17 protein-coding genes are annotated in these 18,321 nt (G+C 64.2%); 4 read left to right on the top strand and 13 right to left on the bottom strand.

Annotation, left to right across the window (positions count from 1 at the left end; translation table 11 throughout):
* Positions 1 to 61: 61 nt before the first annotated feature.
* From JWR89_RS14930 to JWR89_RS14895, 8 genes are all read right to left on the bottom strand, one after another.
* Positions 62 to 832, bottom strand: a complete 771-nt coding sequence (locus JWR89_RS14930) for a substrate-binding domain-containing protein (RefSeq protein WP_299717448.1) — start codon at positions 830 to 832, stop codon at positions 62 to 64.
* A gap of 344 nt (positions 833 to 1,176) precedes the next feature.
* Positions 1,177 to 2,064 (bottom strand): 2-oxo-4-hydroxy-4-carboxy-5-ureidoimidazoline decarboxylase, encoded by an 888-nt coding sequence (gene uraD, locus JWR89_RS14925; protein WP_299717446.1) that lies wholly within the window; start codon positions 2,062 to 2,064, stop codon positions 1,177 to 1,179.
* 4 nt (positions 2,065 to 2,068) lie between these two features.
* Positions 2,069 to 3,001, bottom strand: coding sequence for an allantoinase PuuE (gene puuE, locus JWR89_RS14920; RefSeq protein WP_299717445.1), 933 nt, complete (start codon positions 2,999 to 3,001; stop codon positions 2,069 to 2,071).
* On the bottom strand, positions 3,001 to 3,414 hold the full coding sequence (locus JWR89_RS14915) for a DUF3830 family protein (RefSeq protein WP_299717444.1): 414 nt from the start codon (positions 3,412 to 3,414) through the stop codon (positions 3,001 to 3,003). Before JWR89_RS14915 ends, puuE begins: the two co-directional genes overlap by 1 nt.
* A gap of 168 nt (positions 3,415 to 3,582) precedes the next feature.
* Positions 3,583 to 4,566, bottom strand: coding sequence for an ABC transporter substrate-binding protein (locus JWR89_RS14910; protein WP_299717443.1), 984 nt, complete (start codon positions 4,564 to 4,566; stop codon positions 3,583 to 3,585).
* Positions 4,567 to 4,597: 31 nt separating this feature from the next.
* Complete coding sequence (locus JWR89_RS14905) at positions 4,598 to 5,500, bottom strand: ABC transporter permease (protein ID WP_299717464.1); 903 nt, start codon at positions 5,498 to 5,500, stop codon at positions 4,598 to 4,600.
* A gap of 224 nt (positions 5,501 to 5,724) precedes the next feature.
* Positions 5,725 to 6,651, bottom strand: coding sequence for an ABC transporter permease (locus tag JWR89_RS14900; RefSeq protein ID WP_299717442.1), 927 nt, complete (start codon positions 6,649 to 6,651; stop codon positions 5,725 to 5,727).
* Positions 6,641 to 7,465 carry an ABC transporter ATP-binding protein gene (locus tag JWR89_RS14895; RefSeq protein ID WP_299717441.1) on the bottom strand — a complete coding sequence of 275 codons (825 nt, stop codon included), beginning with the start codon at positions 7,463 to 7,465 and terminating at the stop codon, positions 6,641 to 6,643. Before JWR89_RS14895 ends, JWR89_RS14900 begins: the two co-directional genes overlap by 11 nt.
* A 324-nt stretch (positions 7,466 to 7,789) precedes the next feature.
* Between JWR89_RS14895 and JWR89_RS14890 the strand changes: the two genes are divergently transcribed.
* Genes JWR89_RS14890 through JWR89_RS14875 form a run of 4 tightly spaced genes read left to right on the top strand, consistent with a single transcriptional unit; the run spans position 7,790 to position 12,339 of the window.
* Complete coding sequence (locus JWR89_RS14890; RefSeq protein ID WP_299717440.1) at positions 7,790 to 8,668, top strand: xanthine dehydrogenase family protein subunit M; 879 nt, start codon at positions 7,790 to 7,792, stop codon at positions 8,666 to 8,668.
* Positions 8,658 to 9,140 (top strand): (2Fe-2S)-binding protein, encoded by a 483-nt coding sequence (locus tag JWR89_RS14885; RefSeq protein ID WP_299717439.1) that lies wholly within the window; start codon positions 8,658 to 8,660, stop codon positions 9,138 to 9,140. The genes JWR89_RS14890 and JWR89_RS14885 overlap by 11 nt, the downstream gene beginning before the upstream one ends.
* A 2-nt stretch (positions 9,141 to 9,142) precedes the next feature.
* Positions 9,143 to 11,488 carry a xanthine dehydrogenase family protein molybdopterin-binding subunit gene (locus JWR89_RS14880; protein ID WP_299717438.1) on the top strand — a complete coding sequence of 782 codons (2,346 nt, stop codon included), beginning with the start codon at positions 9,143 to 9,145 and terminating at the stop codon, positions 11,486 to 11,488.
* On the top strand, positions 11,485 to 12,339 hold the full coding sequence (locus tag JWR89_RS14875) for an NmrA family NAD(P)-binding protein (protein ID WP_299717437.1): 855 nt from the start codon (positions 11,485 to 11,487) through the stop codon (positions 12,337 to 12,339). Before JWR89_RS14880 ends, JWR89_RS14875 begins: the two co-directional genes overlap by 4 nt.
* A gap of 167 nt (positions 12,340 to 12,506) precedes the next feature.
* Here the strand turns inward: JWR89_RS14875 and JWR89_RS14870 are convergent, their stop codons facing one another.
* The 5 genes from JWR89_RS14870 to JWR89_RS14850 form a co-directional block, all read right to left on the bottom strand.
* Positions 12,507 to 13,919: an amidase family protein gene (locus JWR89_RS14870; RefSeq protein WP_299717436.1), complete on the bottom strand. Its 1,413-nt coding sequence runs from the start codon at positions 13,917 to 13,919 to the stop codon at positions 12,507 to 12,509.
* 110 nt (positions 13,920 to 14,029) lie between these two features.
* Positions 14,030 to 14,791: an ABC transporter permease gene (locus JWR89_RS14865; protein WP_299717435.1), complete on the bottom strand. Its 762-nt coding sequence runs from the start codon at positions 14,789 to 14,791 to the stop codon at positions 14,030 to 14,032.
* Positions 14,792 to 14,795: 4 nt separating this feature from the next.
* Positions 14,796 to 15,617, bottom strand: a complete 822-nt coding sequence (locus JWR89_RS14860) for an ATP-binding cassette domain-containing protein (RefSeq protein ID WP_299717434.1) — start codon at positions 15,615 to 15,617, stop codon at positions 14,796 to 14,798.
* 6 nt (positions 15,618 to 15,623) lie between these two features.
* The gene (locus JWR89_RS14855; RefSeq protein ID WP_299717433.1) at positions 15,624 to 16,601 is read right to left on the bottom strand and encodes an ABC transporter substrate-binding protein; all 978 of its coding nucleotides are present in this window, start codon (positions 16,599 to 16,601) and stop codon (positions 15,624 to 15,626) included.
* Positions 16,602 to 16,701: 100 nt separating this feature from the next.
* Positions 16,702 to 18,321 (bottom strand): hydantoinase B/oxoprolinase family protein (locus JWR89_RS14850; RefSeq protein ID WP_299717432.1); only part of this gene is annotated, 1,620 nt, incomplete at its 5' end.

Below are 18,321 nucleotides of genomic sequence, written 5' to 3'. Positions count from 1 at the left end.
CAACGCTGCGCTACGCGCAGTGTTGTCGACCCTCCCCCTCAAAAGGGGAGAGCGAAGGAGGCTACTTCACCTTCGGCTCCAGCCCGGTCGCCGCCATCACCGGGGCGGCCTGCACCGAGGAGAGGAAGGCGATCAGCGCGCCGCCCGCATCGGGCTGCGGCGCCTTGCTGGAAAGGCCGGCGGAGAACACCGTGATCTGCTGCAAGGCCGGCGGCAGCGGGCCGACGATGTCGATGCCGGCGACCGGCTTGAGCTCGCTGATCTGCTGGAAGCCAATCTCGGCCAGGCCACTGGCGACGATCTCGCCGACCGGCGTCGCCGGGATTTTTCGCGCTTTGCCCTTCATCTGCTCGGCAATGCCGAGCCTGTTGAACATTTCGGTGCTGACATAGACACCGCTGGCGCTGTCAGAATACGCGATCGTCTTTGCTGCGAGCAACGCGGCCTTCAGCGTCTCCGGCGATGACAGATCGGGCCGCGGAGCACCCGCCTTCACCGCGACGCCGATCGGTGAATCCGCGAGATCGACGCGGCTGTCGGCCACCACCTGTCCCTTGCTGACGAGATCGCCGAGCGCATAGCCGACCATGATCAGCACGTCGGCCGGCTCACCGCGCGATAACCGCATCGGAATCGCCTGCGGCGTCTCGCCCATCGACGGGCCGTAGGCCGTGACCACGGTGTGGCCGGTGGCCTTCTCGAATTGCGGCACCAACTGCTTGTAGGCCGCGGTGAAGCCGCCGGAGATCATCACATGGACCTCGGCGGCCGAGACGGCCTGCGTCGCGATAAAAGTGGATGCTGCAACGAGCAGCGCGTGAATGCGACGCATGACGTCCTCCCTATTTTTTCGATCGCGCCGCTGATGGACGACGATTCGATCGCCACTGCGGCGATGCGTCGCAGGTTAGAGGATGATGACGGTTGAGGCCATCGCCCGTTCTGTTTGAAATCCAAATGATGTTGCACGCAGACGCTCAAGGCCTCCCTCCCCCAAGCGAAGCGCAGTGGGGAGGGTCGGCCGAATGATGGCGACGCGCAGCGTTGCCGGAAATGGAGGCCGGGGTGGGGGCAAGCAACACGCGCTGCACTTGCTGCACCGCCCCCCACCCGACCGGCCTTCGGCCGGCCACCCTCCCCACCGCAAGTGCGGGGGGAGGGATCAGAAGCACCGCCTCAGCTCCCGCGATAGGTGCCGTAGCTCCACGGCGTCACCAGCAGCGGCACGTGGAGATGGCCTTCGGGGTCGCTGACCGAAAAACGCAACGGAATCACGTCGAGGAACGGCGGGTCCGACAGCGGCACGTTCTTCTCTGCAAAATAGCTCGCGGTGCTGAAGGTCAGCTCATAGCGCCCGATTGGCACCGGGCGGCCGCCGATCAGCGGCGCGTCGGTGCGACCGTCGGAATTCGTCACGGTGCGCGCGATGACACGGCTGGCGCCGAGATCGGACAGTTCGGTCAATTCGACCGTAATCCCCGCCGCCGGCTTGCCGCTGTGGGTATCGAGCACATGGGTCGACAGCCTGCCGTGCACTTTCAGCGGCTGCTCGCCGGACACCAGCAGGTCGGTGCGCAGCGCCGCGATCTTGCAGATTTCCGCGATCGATGCCGCAACTTCGGCGGTTGCGTCATTGGGCAACCGCCTGGCGAAATCGCGCAGGATCGAATCCCGGGTGTGACGTCGCACGCAGACGATATAGGGAAAGCCGAATTTTTCGCGGTAGGCGTTGTTGACCCGATCGAACGCGACGTACTCGGCTTCCGACAGCCGGTCGAGGCCGGCGCTGTTCTGCTCGGCGTTGGACTCGGCCGTCAGCAGGTCGCCGCGCTGGGTCTTGTCGGCGAGATCGGGATGCGCCTTGATCAGCGCCAGCCGCTGCCCGGGCGCGGCCTGTTCCACCACCTCACGCATCGCCGCGAACAGTTGCGTGACGCCGGCGAACGGCCGCCGCAAAGCCGCCTGTTCGGCGATCCACGGCGAATATTCAAAGACATTCGCCAGCGTCGCGACGAAGTCGTCCTTGCTGCAGTCGTTGAGTTCGGCGAGGGTTTTCGCGGTCATGAGACTATCCGATGGGGCGGGCATCCGCCGCGAGATGCTTCAAATTCGCGTGCCAGTGCTCGGCGATCTGCAACCGCGTCGGCACCCAGACCTTGTCGTGGCTCATGATGTAATCGAGAAACCGCGCCAGCGAGGCCGCACGGCCTGGCCGGCCGACCACGCGGCAGTGCAATCCCACGGTCATCATCTTCGGAGACGTCTTGCCTTCGTCGTAGAGAACGTCGAACGAGTCCTTGAGATAGGTGTAGAACTCGTCGCCTCCGCCAAAGCCCTGTGGGTTGACGAAGCGCATGTCGTTGGCGTCGAGGCTGTACGGAATCATCAATTGCGGTCCGTTGGGACCCTTGACCCAGTACGGCAGGTCGTCGGCATAGGTATCGCACAGATACTTGAGGCCGCCCGCTTCCATCAGCAGCCGGTTGGTATTGATCGAGCTGCGCCCGGTGTACCAGCCCAGCGGCCGCGCGCCGGTGGCCTCGGTATGCACCCGGATCGCGTCGGCGATCTCCTGCCGCTCCTCGATCTCCGACATGTCCTTGTGCTCGATCCACTTCAGGCTGTGGCTGGCGATGTCCCATTTCGCCTCCTGCATCGCCGCGACGATCTCGGGATTGCGCTTGAGCGCGGTGGCGACGCCGAACACCGTGGTCGGCAATTTGCGTTCGGTGAACGTCCGCCACAGCCGCCAGAAGCCGGCGCGCGAGCCATATTCGAACATCGATTCGATATTGGCGTGGCGCTGCCCGGGCCAGGGCTGCGCGCCGAGCACGTCGGACAGGAACGCCTCCGAGGCGCGATCGCCATGCAGAATGTTGTTCTCGCCGCCCTCTTCGAAATTGACCACGAACTGCACGGCCACGCGCGCGCCGCCCGGCCATTTCGGATCGGGCGGATTGCGGCCGTAACCGCGGAGGTCGCGGGGATACTCGGCCGTCATCACACCATCTCGAAGCGCACGGCCTGCGCGCCCTTCCACAGCACGGTCTTGCCCATTTCCTTGAGGTTCTCGAGGTTGGAGGTCAGCGTGATGAAATGGTTGCCGGCGAGCTGGCCCATCTTGCTGGCGAACGACACGCCGCTATAGGCCAGCAGGATCTCGGTCTCGCTGATGCCGCCGGGATACAGGATGATGTGGCCGGGCGCGGGAAACGAAGTGTGGTTCTCGTAGCCGACGCCGAAGTCGAGATCGCCGAGCGGCATCCACACGCCCTCGCCGCTCCAGCGCACATGGATCGCCTGGCTGATGAACGGCATCGCCTTCTTGAAGGCGGCCACGGTCTTCGGCGCCGCTTCCTCCTCGAATTTGGCGTTGAAGGTGAAGTCGCCGACATGGACGAGGAGCTGGCTCATGGGATGATCTCGTAAATTAGCGTGGCCCGATTAAAGATTGCAGCCAGATTGCAGCGCGGGATTGAAGAAGCAAGGGGGAAATGAGGTGCTGTCCTTCCGGAGCCCGCCGCCAAAGCCCGGGAGACTTCACCTCTCCCCGCAAAGAGCGGGGAGAGGTGAAGAACCTACCTACTTGATCGCGTCGGTCACCGCGCTCGTCGTCGCGCCTTCCGGCTTCTTGGTGATCACCGGGTCCGAACCGCCGGCCATCAAAGTCGCCACCGTGCGCTCGTAGTCCTTCGGATCGAGCTTGCCGTCGGCGCCGAGCAGCTTGCCGACTTCGGTCATCATGCGCTTCTGGTCTTTCTCGGTCTTGGCGCCGGTGGAATCGCCCGCGAGGATAATCTTCACCGCCTCGTCCGGATGCGCCTTGGCGTAATCCCAGCCCTTCGTCGAAGCCTTGACGAATTTCGCCATCTTGGCGACGAAAGCGGGATCCTTCAAATTCTTCTCCAGCACGTAGAGGCCGTCTTCCAGCGTGGCGACGCCCTCGTCCTCATACTTGAACACGACGAGTTGGCTCGGCTTGTAGCCGCCGTCGATCACCTGCCAGTATTCGTTGTAGGACATGGTGGAGACGCAGTCGGCCTGCTTCTGCAGGATCGGATCGACATTAAAACCCTGCTTGATGATCTTGACGCCGTCCTTGGAGCCGTCGGTCTTGTAGCCCAGTTTCGACATCCACGACAGGAACGGATATTCGTTGCCGCCATACCAGACGCCGACAGTCTTGCCCTTGAGGTCCGCGGGTTTCTTGATGCCGGTGTCGGCGCGGCAGGTCAACATCAGGCCGGATTTCTTGAAGGTCTGCGAGATGTTCACCAGCGGCACGCCCTTCTCGCGCGACGCCAGCGCCGAGGGCATCCAGTCCACCACCACATCGGCGCCGCCGCCGGCGATCACCTGCGGCGGCGCCACGTCCGGGCCGCCCGGCTTGATCGTCACATCCAGCCCGGCGTCCTTGTAGAAGCCCTTCTCCTTGGCAACGTAGTAGCCAGCGAACTGGGCCTGCGAGACCCATTTCAACTGGATAGTGACCTTCTCCGCCGCCTGCGCGGAGGCCAGCGACAGGCCCATCGCCGCGCCCGCCGCCAATGCCATGATCTTCTTCATACCAGACTCCAGAGCTTGAGAACCCGCCGAACTAGGTTCGAATGGAAGGATGCCAGAAAGTGGTCGCGCGTTCGGCTGCCGCGACAAGTCCGTAGAAAACCATGCCGGCGATCGCGGCCAGCGCAATCTCCGCCCACACCATGTCGAGCGCCATGCGCCCGGCTTCGGTCGAGATGCGAAAACCGATGCCCTGCGTCGGCGTGCCGAAGAACTCCGCGACGATGGCGCCGATCAGCGCCAGGGTGGCGTTGATCTTCAGCGCGTTGAAGATGAACGGCATCGCCGCCGGCAGATACAGTTTTGTGAGCGTCTGCGAATAGCTGGCGCCGTAGGAGCGCATCAGGTCGCGCTCGATATGGCCGGAAGCCGATAGCCCGCACAGCGCATTCACCAGCATCGGGAAGAACGTCACCAGCGCCACCACGGCAGCCTTCGACGGCCAGTCGAAGCCGAACCACATCACCATGATCGGCGCCACCCCGACCAGCGGCAGCGCCGAGAAGAAATTACCCAGCGGCAGCAGCCCGCGGCCGAGGAATTCGAAACGATGCGCCAGGATCGCCACCAGCAAACCAGCGCCGCAGCCGATCACATAGCCGATCAGCACGCCGCGGATGAAGGTCTGCACGAAGTCGCCGGACAGCACCGGCAAGGACGACACGAACTTGGCAGCAGCCGCGCTGGGCGGCGGCAGCAGCACCGCGGGCACGCCAGCGCCGCGCACCAATACTTCCCAGAGATAGAACACCGTGATGCCGAACAGCAGCGGGATCGCGAGGTCGAGCGCGCGGCGTGTCCAAGCGACCTGCGGCTTGAGGTCGGCCAGCACCATCACGCACAGCCCGGCCGCCAGCCAGACTCCAAGGACCAGCATCCAGAAGCCCGACGCCGCGGTGCCGTCAATGCCGGGATCGCGCAGCAGAAGCAGCGTCATCACCGCCATGCAGGTCGCCGCGGCGAGGCCGAACAGGATGGCTATGAGCCGGCGAAAGCTCGCGGCCAGCGCAAACAGTAGCACAACCACGCCCGTGAGCAGGAACATCGTCGGTCGCGCCATCAGCGCCGCCACCGGATCCGTCGACAGCGGGAGCGGCGCCAGCAGCGGAATCAGCACGCACAGCGCCGAGAGAATGAACCCCAGTCGAAGCTGCGCGCGATTCATGCCCGCGTCCCCATCCGTCGCCCGACCATGCGCTCCGCGAGCCCTACCAGCGCAATCAGCCCAGACGCCAGCACGGCCGCCGCCACCAGCGCCGCCCAGATCTGTACGGTCTGGCCATAATACGATCCCGCCAGCAGCCGCGCGCCGATGCCGGCTTCGGCGCCGGTCGGCAATTCCGCGACGATGGCGCCGATCAGCGAGATGGTGATTGCCACCTTCAGGCTGGCGAACAGATACGGCATGGCCGTCGGCCAGCGCAGCCGCGTCAGCACCTGCCTAGATGTCGCCGACCACGTCCGCATCAGGTCGAGTTGCATCGGCTCCGGCGCATTGAAGCCTTTCACCATGCCGATGGTGATCGGGAAGAAGCTCAGATAGGCCGAGATGATCGACTTCGGCAGCAGGCCCTGCAGGCCGATGGCGCCGAGCACGACGATGAAGATTGGCGCCAGCGCCAGGATCGGCACCATCTGCGAGCAGATGATCCACGGCATCAGGCTCCGCTCAAGCACCCGGCTGTGCACGATCGACAGCGCCAGCGCGATGCCGAGCCCCGCACCGAGCGCAAAGCCCAGCAGCGTCGCCGACAGCGTCACCGCCGAATGATAGATCAGGCTGCGCGGCGCATTGGGCGCATAGCCGAACACGCCGTCAAGGAAGGCGCCCGCCACCTGATGCGGCGCCGGCAGCAGCGGCCGTTCCGCTTCCATGGTGCCGGCGATCAGCTCCATGGTCGTGTAGGGCGCTTCCTCACGCTCGAAGCCGCCGCGTACCAGCGACAGGTTCATCAGCACCGCGGCGATGTACCAGACCACCATCAATGCCGCGACCACTGTCACGATCGGCGTGAAGCGCACGGCCAGCGGATGCTGCCGCCATGCGGCGGCGCGCGGCAAAGACAGAGCGGCGGCGCTACTCGTCATAGGAATGCCCTGCCCGCAGGCCGGTGCGCACGCGCTGCGCGATGGCCATGAATTCCGGCGTCTCGCGGATTTCCAGGGTGCGGTCGCGCGGGAAATTGCAGTCGATGATATCGATGATGCGGCCCGGTCGCGGCGACATCACCACGATTTTTGTGGAAAGGAACACCGCTTCCGGAATCGAGTGGGTGACGAACAGCACGGTCTTGTTGGTCTTGCCCCACAATTCGAGTAGTTGCGCGTTGAGGTGATCGCGCACGATCTCGTCGAGCGCGCCGAACGGTTCGTCCATCAGGAGCAGCGCCGGATCGAACGACAGCGCGCGCGCGATCGAGACCCGCTGCTGCATGCCGCCGGACAATTGCCAGGGAAATTTTCGCGCAAAGCCGGTCAGGTTGACCAGTTCGAGATAACGCTTCGCCAGAATCGTCTGATCGCTCTCGGAATAGCCCATGATCTGCAGCGGCAGTTTCAGGTTGGCCTCGATGGTCCGCCACGGAAACAGCGCAGGCGCCTGGAACACATAGCCATAGGCGCGGGCCAGCCGAGCCTGCTCGGCGGTCATGCCGTTGACCGAGAGGTGGCCGGACGTCGGCTGCTGCAGATCGGCGATCACCCGCAGCATGGTGGTCTTGCCGCAACCCGACGGGCCGATGAAGGAGACGAATTCGCCCGCCGCAATCTGCAGGCTGACATCGGACAACGCCTCGACCTTGCCGTCGGCCGTGTCGAACGTCAGCGACACCTCGGCGACATCGACCGCGATGCGCCGCGACGAAGGATTTGCGATAGCCGTAGCATCGGTAACAATGTTCATGCGCACCGGTTCGATCCGAGGATCAACGCCATCACGCCGTCCCGCACGGGTCCGCGGCTGCGTCGTCTGGTCGCAATGATATCGGCATTGCTTGCGGCATCAACCAAATACTTCACATCACGCGCGCGACCATGCGCATAGTTTGCGCAGCGTTGGAGGAGTTATTGAGCAAGGCCACCATCGGGACCAAACATGCCATCATCGGAAAATCAGATAGCCGAAAATCGACCGATTTCGATCATGTTTTTTGACTTGAGATAGACGCCGTCTCATACTTGCCGCGCGGCGAGATACGACCGCAGCCGCCCCCTGCCTGCGAGCGTCATGAAGCCTGCTCCGTTCAAATATATCGCGGCCACCTCGCTCGCCCACGCGCTGGCGCTGAAGTCCGAACATGGCGACGAGGCCAAATTTCTCGCCGGCGGCCAGAGCCTGATGCCGACGATGAATTTTCGGCTGGCGCGTCCGACAGTGCTGATCGACATCAACGGCATCGATGAGGTGTCGGGGGTCGATCTGTCGGAGACGGGACCGACCTGCATCGGCGCGATGACGCGCTATCGCACGCTGGAACGCGACGCTCGGCTTGCCGCCGCATTCCCGCTGATCCGCGAAGCGCTGCCGGAAATCGCCCATCCACAAATTCGCAACCGCGGTACTCTCGGCGGCAACCTGTGCCATGCCGATCCCGCCTCCGAAATGCCGGCGCTCGCGGTGGCCCTGCGGGCCCGGTTGAAAATTCAATCATCGACGCAGCGGCGCTGGATCGCCGCATCGGATTTCTTCCTGGGCGCGCTGACGACCGACCTGCAGCCCGACGAGATGCTCACCACCATCGAACTGCCGCCGCTCGGACCGCGCACCGGCTCGTGCTTCATGGAGATCGCTCGCCGCCGCGGCGATTTCGCCATTGCCGGCGTCGCCGCGATGGTCACGCTGGATGACGACGACACATGCATCGGCGCGCGCCTGGTGTTCTGCGGCGTCGGCGAGATGCCGGTCGATGCCAGCGACGCGACAGATCTTTTCAAGGGCGAAGCGATCTCCGACAAGGCGATCCGCGACGTCGCCGCGCTCGCGCAAAACATGATCGATCCCGGCGGCAGCGTCCACGCCAGCGCCGACTATCAGCGCCACGTCGCCGGCGTGCTGACGGAGCGCGCGCTGACCACTGCCCACCAGCGAGCCCGCGATGGACAATGACCTGCACGACATCGCGCTGACCGTGAACGGCGCTGCCTATAACGGCCGCGTCGAATCGCGACTGCTGCTCAGCGATTTCCTGCGCCACGATCTGAAATTGGCCGGCACCCATGTCGGCTGCGAGCATGGCGTCTGCGGCGCCTGTACCGTGCTGCTCGACGGCGAGCCGGTGCGGTCCTGCCTGATGCTGGCGGTGCAGGCCAACGGCCACGCCATCTCCACCATCGAAGGCCTTGCCTCGCCCGCCGGCGACTACACCCCGCTGCAGCAGGCCATGCACGACCATCACGGCCTGCAATGCGGCTACTGCACGCCGGGCATATTGATGACCATGACCGCGTTTCTCGACGAGCACGCCTCGCCCAGCGAGGACGAGGTCCGTGAGGCCCTCTCCGGCAACCTGTGCCGCTGCACCGGCTATCAGAACATCGTCGATGCGGTGATGACTGCCGCCAGCCGGATGCGGGGCTGATCATGTCCACGCGCAGCTTCGGCCAGCCGGTCAAACGCAACGAGGACCGCAAGCTGCTCACCGGCCAAGCGCTGTTCGTCGATGACGTCGAATTGCCGGGCATGTTGCACGTCGCCTTTCTGCGCAGCCAGGTGGCGCATGCGCGCATCGTCGGCATTGACGTTTCGAAGGCGCTGCAGCGTCCCGGCGTGATCGCGGCCTGGACCGCGGCCGACCTCGGCGCCTACTGGCGCCACGGCCCGCTGCTGGTGCCGCCGCCGCCGATTCCCGGCACCATCTTCCACGAACGCACCCAGGTGCCGCTGGCCAAGGACAAGGTCCGCCATGTCGGCGAGCCGCTGGTGATGGTCGTCGCCGAAAGCCGCTATATCGCCGAGGATGCGCTCGACGACATCGACGTGGAGCTCGAAGCGCTCGATGCCGTGGTCGATCTCGAACGCGCGCTCGAAGCCAGCTCCGCGCGGGTGCATGACGATCTCGATTCCAACGTCTCGGCGCATGTGCACCAGAGCAAGGGCAACTACGTCGCCGCCGCGGCGAAAGCACACTGCATCCTGAAACGACGTTTCCTGTACGAGCACGGCATCTCGTCGCCGATCGAGACCCGCGGCGTGGTGGCGAACTGGGATGCCCGCGCCAGCCAGATGACGATCTGGGACACCACCCAGGCGCCGGTGTTCGTGCGCAACGGGCTGGCCGCCATGCTCGGCCTCAACGAGCGCAACGTCCGCGTCGTCGCGCCGTTCGTCGGCGGCGGCTTCGGGCCGAAGATCATGATGTTCTACCCCGAGGAAGTGCTGCTGCCGTGGGCCTCGATGCGGCTGAACCGGCCGCTGAAATGGATCGAGGACCGGCTCGAGCATTTCTTCGCCACCACTCATGAGCGCGGCCAGATCCACGACGCGGAGATCGCCATCGCCGCCGATGGCCGCATCCTTGGCGTCAAGGACATGTTCCTACACGACGGCGGCGCCTACGATCCCTACGGCCTGACGGTGCCGATCAACAGCCAGTGCACCTTGCTGGGCCCCTATGTGATCGCGAATTACGACAGCACGTTCACGCAGGTGTTCACCAACCTGCCGATCGTCACGCCCTATCGCGGCGCCGGCCGCCAGCATGGCGTGTTCGTGATCGAGCGGCTGCTCGATCTCGCCGCCCATGAGCTCGGCATCGACCGCGCCGAAATCCGCCGCATCAACCTGATCCCACCGGAGGCGTTTCCCTACAACAACGAGATCATCTACCAGGATTTTGCGCCGCTCTCCTATGACAGCGGCAACTACGAACCGGTGCTGGACATGGCGCTGGAGGCCATCGGCTATGCCGGCTTCAAGGCCGCGCAGGCCGAGGCCCGCGCGCAGGGCCGCTACATCGGCCTGGGCCTCGCCTGCTATGTGGAAGGCACCGGCATCGGCCCCTATGAAGGGGCCAAAGTACAGGTGCAGTCCAACGGCAAGGTCTCGATCGCCACCGGCATCGGCACCCAGGGCCAGGGCCATTTCACGGTGTTCGCACAGATTGCCGCCGAACAGCTCGGCGTCGCAGTCACCGACATCGACGTGGTCACGGGAGATACCGATCAGTTCTACTGGGGCGCCGGCACCTTCGCCAGCCGCGGCGCGGTGGTCGCCGGCAACGCCGTCAACGAAGCGGCCAAGGTGGTGCGGCAGAAGGCGCTGAAACTCGCCGGCGAACTGTTCGAATGTTCGGAAGACGATCTGGTGCTGGAGAATGGCAAGGTGTCGATCACCGGCGTTCCCGGCCAATTCATCACCCTGGGCGATCTCGCCGGCCGGGCCAATCCGATGCGCGGCGCGGTCAAGCCCGGCACCGAGCCCGGACTGGAAGCGACGCAATACTTCGGACCGCCGAGCGGCGCCACCGCCAATGGCGTCCACGCCATGATCGTGGAAATGGACCCGCGCACCTTCGACCTGAAAATCCTGAAATATGTCGTGGTGCATGACTGCGGCACCGTGATCAATCCGATGATCCTCGCCGGACAAATCCACGGCGGCGTCGCGCAGGGCATCGGCAATGCGTTCTTTGAAAAGCTCGCCTGGGACGACCAGGGCCAGTTGCTCAATGCGTCGCTCGCCGACTATCTGCTACCGACCTCACTCGACGTGCCGCGCATGGAACTCAGCCACACCGTGACGCCGTCGCCGCTCAATCCGATGGGAATCAAGGGCGCCGGCGAAGCGGGCGCGATTCCTGTCGGGCCGCTGTTCGCGCAGGCCATCGAGGATGCGCTGGATCTCCCATCACGCGGCATTGAGTTGCTGGAGATTCCCCTCAGCCCAAGCAGGCTATATGAACTGACCCGCAAGGGAGAGCGTTCATGATTCTGGTGACAGGGGCCGGCGGCAAGACCGGCAAAGCGGTAATCGCGGCATTGATCGCACGCGGCGCGAAAGTCCGCGGCTTCGTGCGCAGCAGCGCGCATGAGGCCGCGCTCAAAGAAATCGGCAGCGAGGTGGCGATCGGCGAGATGAACGACGACGCGGCGCTGATGCGCGCCATGAACGGCGTCGAGGCGATCTACCACATCTGTCCCAATATGAGCCCGCATGAGGTGACGTTCGCGGAAGACGTCATCGCCGCCGCGGAGGCCGCCGAAGTACCGCGCTTCGTGTATCACTCGGTGCTGCACCCGCAGATCGAGGCGATGCCGCATCATTTTGCGAAAATGCGCGTCGAGGAAATGCTGTTCAGCTCGGAACTGGATTTCACCATCCTGCAGCCGACCGCCTATATGCAGAACATTCTGGGCGAATGGGATCGTATCAAAAGCGACGGCGTGTTTCGCGTGCCCTACCCGGTCGAGACGCCGCTCAGCCTGGTCGATCTCGATGACGTCGCCGCAGCCGCAGCGCTGGTGCTGACGGACGACGGCCACAGCAACGCCACCTACGAGTTGGTGGGCACTGCACCACTCACCCAGGCTGAAGTTGCCGAAGCGTTTTCTGCTGTACTTGGCAAGCCGGTCTGCGCCGAAGCCGAAACGATCAAGGCCTGGCAGCAGCGCGCCCGCGAAGCCGGGATCGACGACGAGCAGCGCGCGGCCCTGACCAAGATGTTTCTCAGCTACGCCAATGACGGGCTGAAGGGCAATCCCAACGTGCTGCGCTGGCTGCTGGGCCGCGCGCCGGTGACGCTGGCGGAATTTGCAGCCAAGGTGACGAAGGGCTCATAGTCAACGTTCAGCACAGGGCTCTCCGCGTCGTCCCCGCGAAAGCGGGGACCCATACGCCGTGCAAAGATGTGGCGTGGGGAGATCCCGTTATTCCATCGTGAGCTCGGAGGCTATGGGTTCCCGCTTTCGCGGGGACGACGTGGAAAGGTTCGCGCCGGACTATTGCCTCACCCATACGTCGGCCATCCCACCGGATGCATCTGCTGCACGATCTTCATCGCCGACAGGATCAGCGGCTCCTCGAATCGCGGTCCGACAATCTGGATGCCGACCGGCAATCCGTCCGACGTCATCCCGGCGGGCACCGCGCCGCCGGGCAGGCTCATCAGGGTGATCAGGAACGAGCCGGCGATCCAGTCGGTGTAGTTGTCGAGTTTTTTGCCGTTGATCTCGGTGGGAAAATTCATCTCGACCGGAAACTGTTTCACCGGCGATTGCGGCGTGATCAGCAGATCGAAGCGCTCGAAGAAATCGGCGAAGCGCAAGAACAGCTCGGCGCGTTTCTGTTCCGACGCCGCAAAATCCAGCGTCGTCACCTGCAGCCCGGCCTTGACGTTGCCCTTCAGATTGACGCCGAACTGTTCGAGCTGCGCGAGATTTTCGTATTGCTGGCCCACCATCCACAGCCCGCGCCACGCTTGATACGGCTCCTTGCCATCCGATATGTCGAACGCGATCTCTTCGACGCTCGCACCGGCATCGCGCAAGGACAGCGCACAGGCACGGCAGATCGCGTCGATCTCCGGATCGACGCCGATACCGGAAATATCCGAGACGTAGGCGATGCGCAGGCCCTTGAGATTTTCTGCCTCCGCCACGACCGCCCGCGCGCTGGCCCACGGCGGCACCACCGAGATCGGCGAGCGCCGGGAATAGCCAACCAGCGCGTCCAGCATCAAGGCAGCATCTTCCGCCGTGCGTGCCAGCGGCCCGTGCACCTGGCCGGGGTCCCAGGCCAGCGGCATCGGCCAGTTCGGCGTCAGCCCCGGCGTCGGGCGAATCCCGACGATGCCGTTGAACGAGGCGGGCATGCGAATCGAGCAGCCGAAGTCGGTGCCCTGCGCCAGCGGCACCATGCCGGTGGCGACGGCCACCGCCGAGCCGCCCGACGACCCCGACGGGCTGAGAGCCGGATTCCACGGATTGCGGGTGACACCGAACACGTCGTTGAACGTGTTGGCGCCGGCGGCGAATTCCGGCGTGTTAGTCTTGCCGAGCACGATGGCGCCATGGGCCTTCAGGCGGCGCACGGCTTCGGCGTCCTCGGTCGGCACATGATCCCTAAAGCGCGGCGAGCCGTAGGTGGTGCGGATGCCCGCGGTCGGCGTGATGTCCTTGATCGCCACCGGCAAGCCGTGCAGCGCGCCCAGCGCATCGCCACGCAGCACGGCCGCTTCCGCCTCCTTCGCGGCCGTTCGTGCGCGGCCATCGGCCAGCGTCACGATGGCGTTGAGTTTCGGATTGACCCGCGCGATCACCGCGAGATGCGCGTCGAGCACCTCCACGGGGCTGACAGCCTTGCTCGCGATCAGCGCCGCCAACTCGCAGGCGGATTTTCGGGAAAGGGATTCGGGCATCATGACCTCTCGTTCGTCATTGCGAGGAGCCCTTGCGACGAAGCAGTCGAGTTCTTCCTTGTGGCCTCTGGATTGCTTCGCTGCGCTCGCAATGACCGGGATGGGTTCGAGTTCTATTTCCCCGCCCAGTGTACGAAGCGGCGCTCGATGGAGAGGAACAGCAGGTTCAGCCCATAGCCCAGCGCGCCGGCGGCAAAAATCGCGGCATACATGTCGGGCATCTCGAACATCTGCTGCGCCTCGAACACGCGCTGGCCGAGCCCGTCCACCGAGCCGATGAACATTTCGGCCACCACCACGATCACCAGCGCCAGCGACACCCCATTGCGCAGCCCCACAAACGTCGCCGGCATCGATTCCATCAGCATCACGTCCCACAGCACGCGGGTGCGCGAGGCGCCCATCACCTTCGCGGCCAATATCCGTGTCTTGCGCGCATTCATCACGCCGTAGGCGACGTTGAACAGGATCACCAGGGCGGCGCCGAAGGCGGCCACCGAGATCTTGGTGCGGTCGCCAACGCCGAACAGCACCAGGAACAGCGGGAACATCGCGGATGCCGGCGTCGAGCGGAAGAAGTCGATCAGGAATTCCACTGAGCGATAGAGCTTCTCGGAGGAGCCAAGCAGGATGCCAAGCGGGATCGCGATGATCGCGGCGAAGAAGGTCGAATAGATCGTGCGCTCGACCGTCTTGAGAAAGTCGATGCCGAGCTTGCCGTGGAACATGCCGGCCCACAGCGCCTTGAAGGTGGAGAGCGGCGACGGCAGCAGCACGGGATCGACGATCCGCAGCCACACCGTGAACGACCACACCACGAGCAGCACGATGACGCCGACGAACGGCAGCAGGATTTCCAGGCGCTTCCAGTTCATCGCATTACCCCTTGCGCACTTCGCGCTGGAAAATCTCCAGGCAATGCGCCTTGGTCTGGATGAAATCGGATTCAGTCATGGTCTTGTCGGTGCGCGGCCTTGGTGCGTCGTAATGCACGAACTCGACGGCCCGCGCCGGATGCCGCGACAGCAACAGGATGCGGTCCGACAGATACACCGCCTCCTCCAGATCGTGCGACACCAGCACCGTCGTGGTGTGGGTCTCCTGGAACACACGCTGCAACTGCTCGCGCATGAACAAAGTCATCTCGTAGTCCAGCGCCGAAAACGGCTCGTCGAGAAACAGGATTTCCGGATCGACCACCAGCGCGCGCATGATCGAGACGAGCTGCTGCTGGCCGCCGGACATCTGGTAGGGATACAGCTTGAGGTCGATCTTGACGTTGAGCGAGGCCACGATCTTCTCGACCTTCACCACGCGATCCTTCTTCGGCACGCCCATCACCTTCAAGGGATAGGCGATATTGTCGAACGCGCTCAGCCAGGGGAATACCGCCTCGCGATAGTTCTGAAACACGTAGCCGAACTTGATCTTGTTGAGCGGCTGGCCGTCGAACAGGATTTCGCCGCTGTCCGCCGGAAACAGTCCGGCGATCATGTTGATCAGCGTGCTCTTGCCGCAGCCGTTCGGGCCGAACACCGACATCAATTTTCCACGCGGAATATCGAAGTCGAAATTGTCGTAGATGGTGGCGTCGGAGAACTTCTTGCTCAGCCCGCGGATCGTGACATGCGGCGCGGTCCGCGTCGCCGCGGCCCGCGCTTTCTCCGACAGTTCCAGTTTGACAGCAGGCTGCACGGTCACGTGACCTCAATACTTGTAGATGTATTTGGTGACGTCGAGCTTTTCCGGAACCACGCCGATCGAGGTGCCGAAATCCGACAGCTTCTGCAGGTCGCCGATCTGCTTCGGCGTCATGTCCTTGGCCATCGTGTAGCCGAGCATGGACACCATATCGACGACGTTGTCCGGCGTGAACGTGTTCTTGGCGAGATACTTTCGCGCATCATCCGGGTTCTTGTTGATGTAGTCCACCGCCTTCGACCACGCCATCGCGAAGCGTTTTGCGACTTCGGGCCGCTTCTGGATGAAGTCCGAGGTGATGGCGCAACCGGCGGCATAGGCGTCGGCCTTTTCGTCGCCGAGAATGTATTTCGAGATCACGCCCGCTTCCAGCGTGTGCGCGACGCCGGCCTTGATCATCATCGAGGCATTCGGCTCCAGCGTATAGCCGCCATCGAAAGTGCCGGCGGTCATGGCGTTGACGTGCTGGCTCATGTCGAGCTGGTCGATGGTGTAGTCGCCGTCCTTGAGGCCGTTCTTGGCGAGAATGCCCTTGGCGGTGTTGAGATTGGCCGGACCCGGCGCCGACATCAGCTTGAGGCCCTTGAGGTCCGACAGCTTCTCGGCCTTGACGCCGTTGCGGACCACGAACTGTTCCATCTTCCACACCGGGGTCTGGCTGTTGAGCGCGATATACATCGCCACGCCCGGCTTCTTGATGTTGGCGTTGAGGCCTTCCAGCGTCACCAGCACCGCGGAGACCTCGATCTGGCCGGTGATCATCGCCGCGACATTGGCCGGGCCGCCCATCAGCTTGGTCATTTCCGGCTCGATGTTCTGCTCCTTGAAGAAGCCCTTCTCCACCGCGACGAAATACGGCAGCGACGAACTCAGCGGGAACACGCCGACCGCAACCTTGTCCTGGGCGGACGCCCGGTCGGCGGCGAAACCGGCCATGGCCGCGAAGGTGGCCAAGGCGAACACCAGTCGATTCAGCGATTTCATCCGTCGTGCTCCTGTGATGCAGATGGCGAGCCCGCTCGCCTCTCGAATTTCACTCGCCCAACGCGGCGATTGCCCAATTTCAGAGCAAGACTCGTGCCGGTTACATCCGCGGACCGTGCTCGCCGCGCAGCATCTGTTGATAGCCTTCTCCCCGGTCGATCATCGGCAACGGTCCCGACCGCGCTTTCGTCAGCTCGGCACGCCGCACCAAAGTGGCCGCCTCGTCGATTTCAGGCTCGTCCGCCGTACTCGCGGCGGTAAAAACCACGCCGTAGTCGCGCGTCGCCGCCGCGACCGATACCCGGCCCTCGGTGACATCGCGCAGCACCAGCGGCAATTCCCGCGTCAGCGGATCGCCCCAGCCGCCGCCGCCGGTGGTAACCACACGCACCACCTGCCCCTTCAGCACCTCGGCGCCATCGACCAGGCCGCCGAGTTTTCGCGCTTCGCCTTCAGCATCCACGGTGACGCAGAACGGCTCGCCGGCCTTGCCGCCCTTGAGACCGTAGCAGCCCAGCCGCACGCGATCGGCGGTGACGATGGTGCGGCAATCCACCAGCGCGCGATAGTGCTTTTCGTAGCCCTGCCCGCCGCGCCGCAATCCGGCACCGCCGGAATCGGTCGACAGCGCCAGTTTCTCCACCATCACCGGAAACTTGGTCTCGGTGAATTCCGCCGGCTGGTTGCGCGAGTCCGGCACGATGTGGATGGCGTCGTTACCGTCAGCATAATAGCGCCCGCCCGAGCCGCCGCCGAGCACTTCGCGCGACAGAAACGGCTTGCCCTCGGCGTCGTTGCCGTAGAATCCGGTGTAACGGATGGTCTCCTGGTCCGCCGGCATCCGGCCGTCCACCGCCTGCGCCACCACGCCGGCCAACAGGCCGAGGCTGCGCAGCAGCACGAAGGAGCGCGCGTTGGTCGCAGCCGGCCAGACCGGCGTGATCAGCGTGCCCTTCGGCGGGAAGATGATCTCGAAGACGTCGCAGACGCCTTCGTTGACATGGATCTCGGCGGCGCGCTCCGGCGTGTCGGCGAGATTGCGCAGGATCGGCGCGATCCACTTGATCAGGAAGGCGCCGTCGGCGTAGTCGGTCGGCCAGTTGATCGGTCCGGTGGACTGCGGATCGGTCCCGTTGAAGTCCAGCACCAGTTTGCCGGCCTTCTTGGTCATCTTGATCGCGATTTTGTGCAGCTTCGGATCAGTCAGGCCGTCGTGCTCGACGTAGTCTTCCCAGCTATATTCACCGTCGGCGATCTTGCTCAGCAATTCGTTGCGATAGATGTCGCGGCACTTGTCGAGGATCGCCTGGAAGCAGGCCTCGACCTGATCCTTGCCGAAGCGCTCGAACAGCCCCTGCATGCGGCGCGCACCCATCAGGCAGGCCTGCACCTCGCTGTCGAGATCGGCCGACAGCATTTCCGGCACGCGGGTGTTGCGGCGGATGATGGTGAACACCGCCTCGTTCTTCACGCCCTCGCTGTAGATCTTGACCGGCGGAATCGCGATGCCTTCTTCGAACACCGTCGCCGCGGTGCCCGGCATCGAGCCCGGCACCTTGCCACCGACGTCGTCGTGATGGCCGAACGCCTGGATGTAGGCGACCACGATACCGTCGTGAAACACCGGCACCGTGCTGCACAGGTCGGGCAGATGGCCGATCGACCCTTCGGTAAGATAGGTGTCGTTCATCAGGAACACGTCGCCGGGCTTCATGGTCTC

The organism is Tardiphaga sp. (assembly GCF_028290785.1).
Lineage (GTDB): Bacteria > Pseudomonadota > Alphaproteobacteria > Rhizobiales > Xanthobacteraceae > Tardiphaga.
Note: the sequence above shows the minus strand (reverse complement) of the source record. Positions and strands in the feature narration are given on the sequence as shown.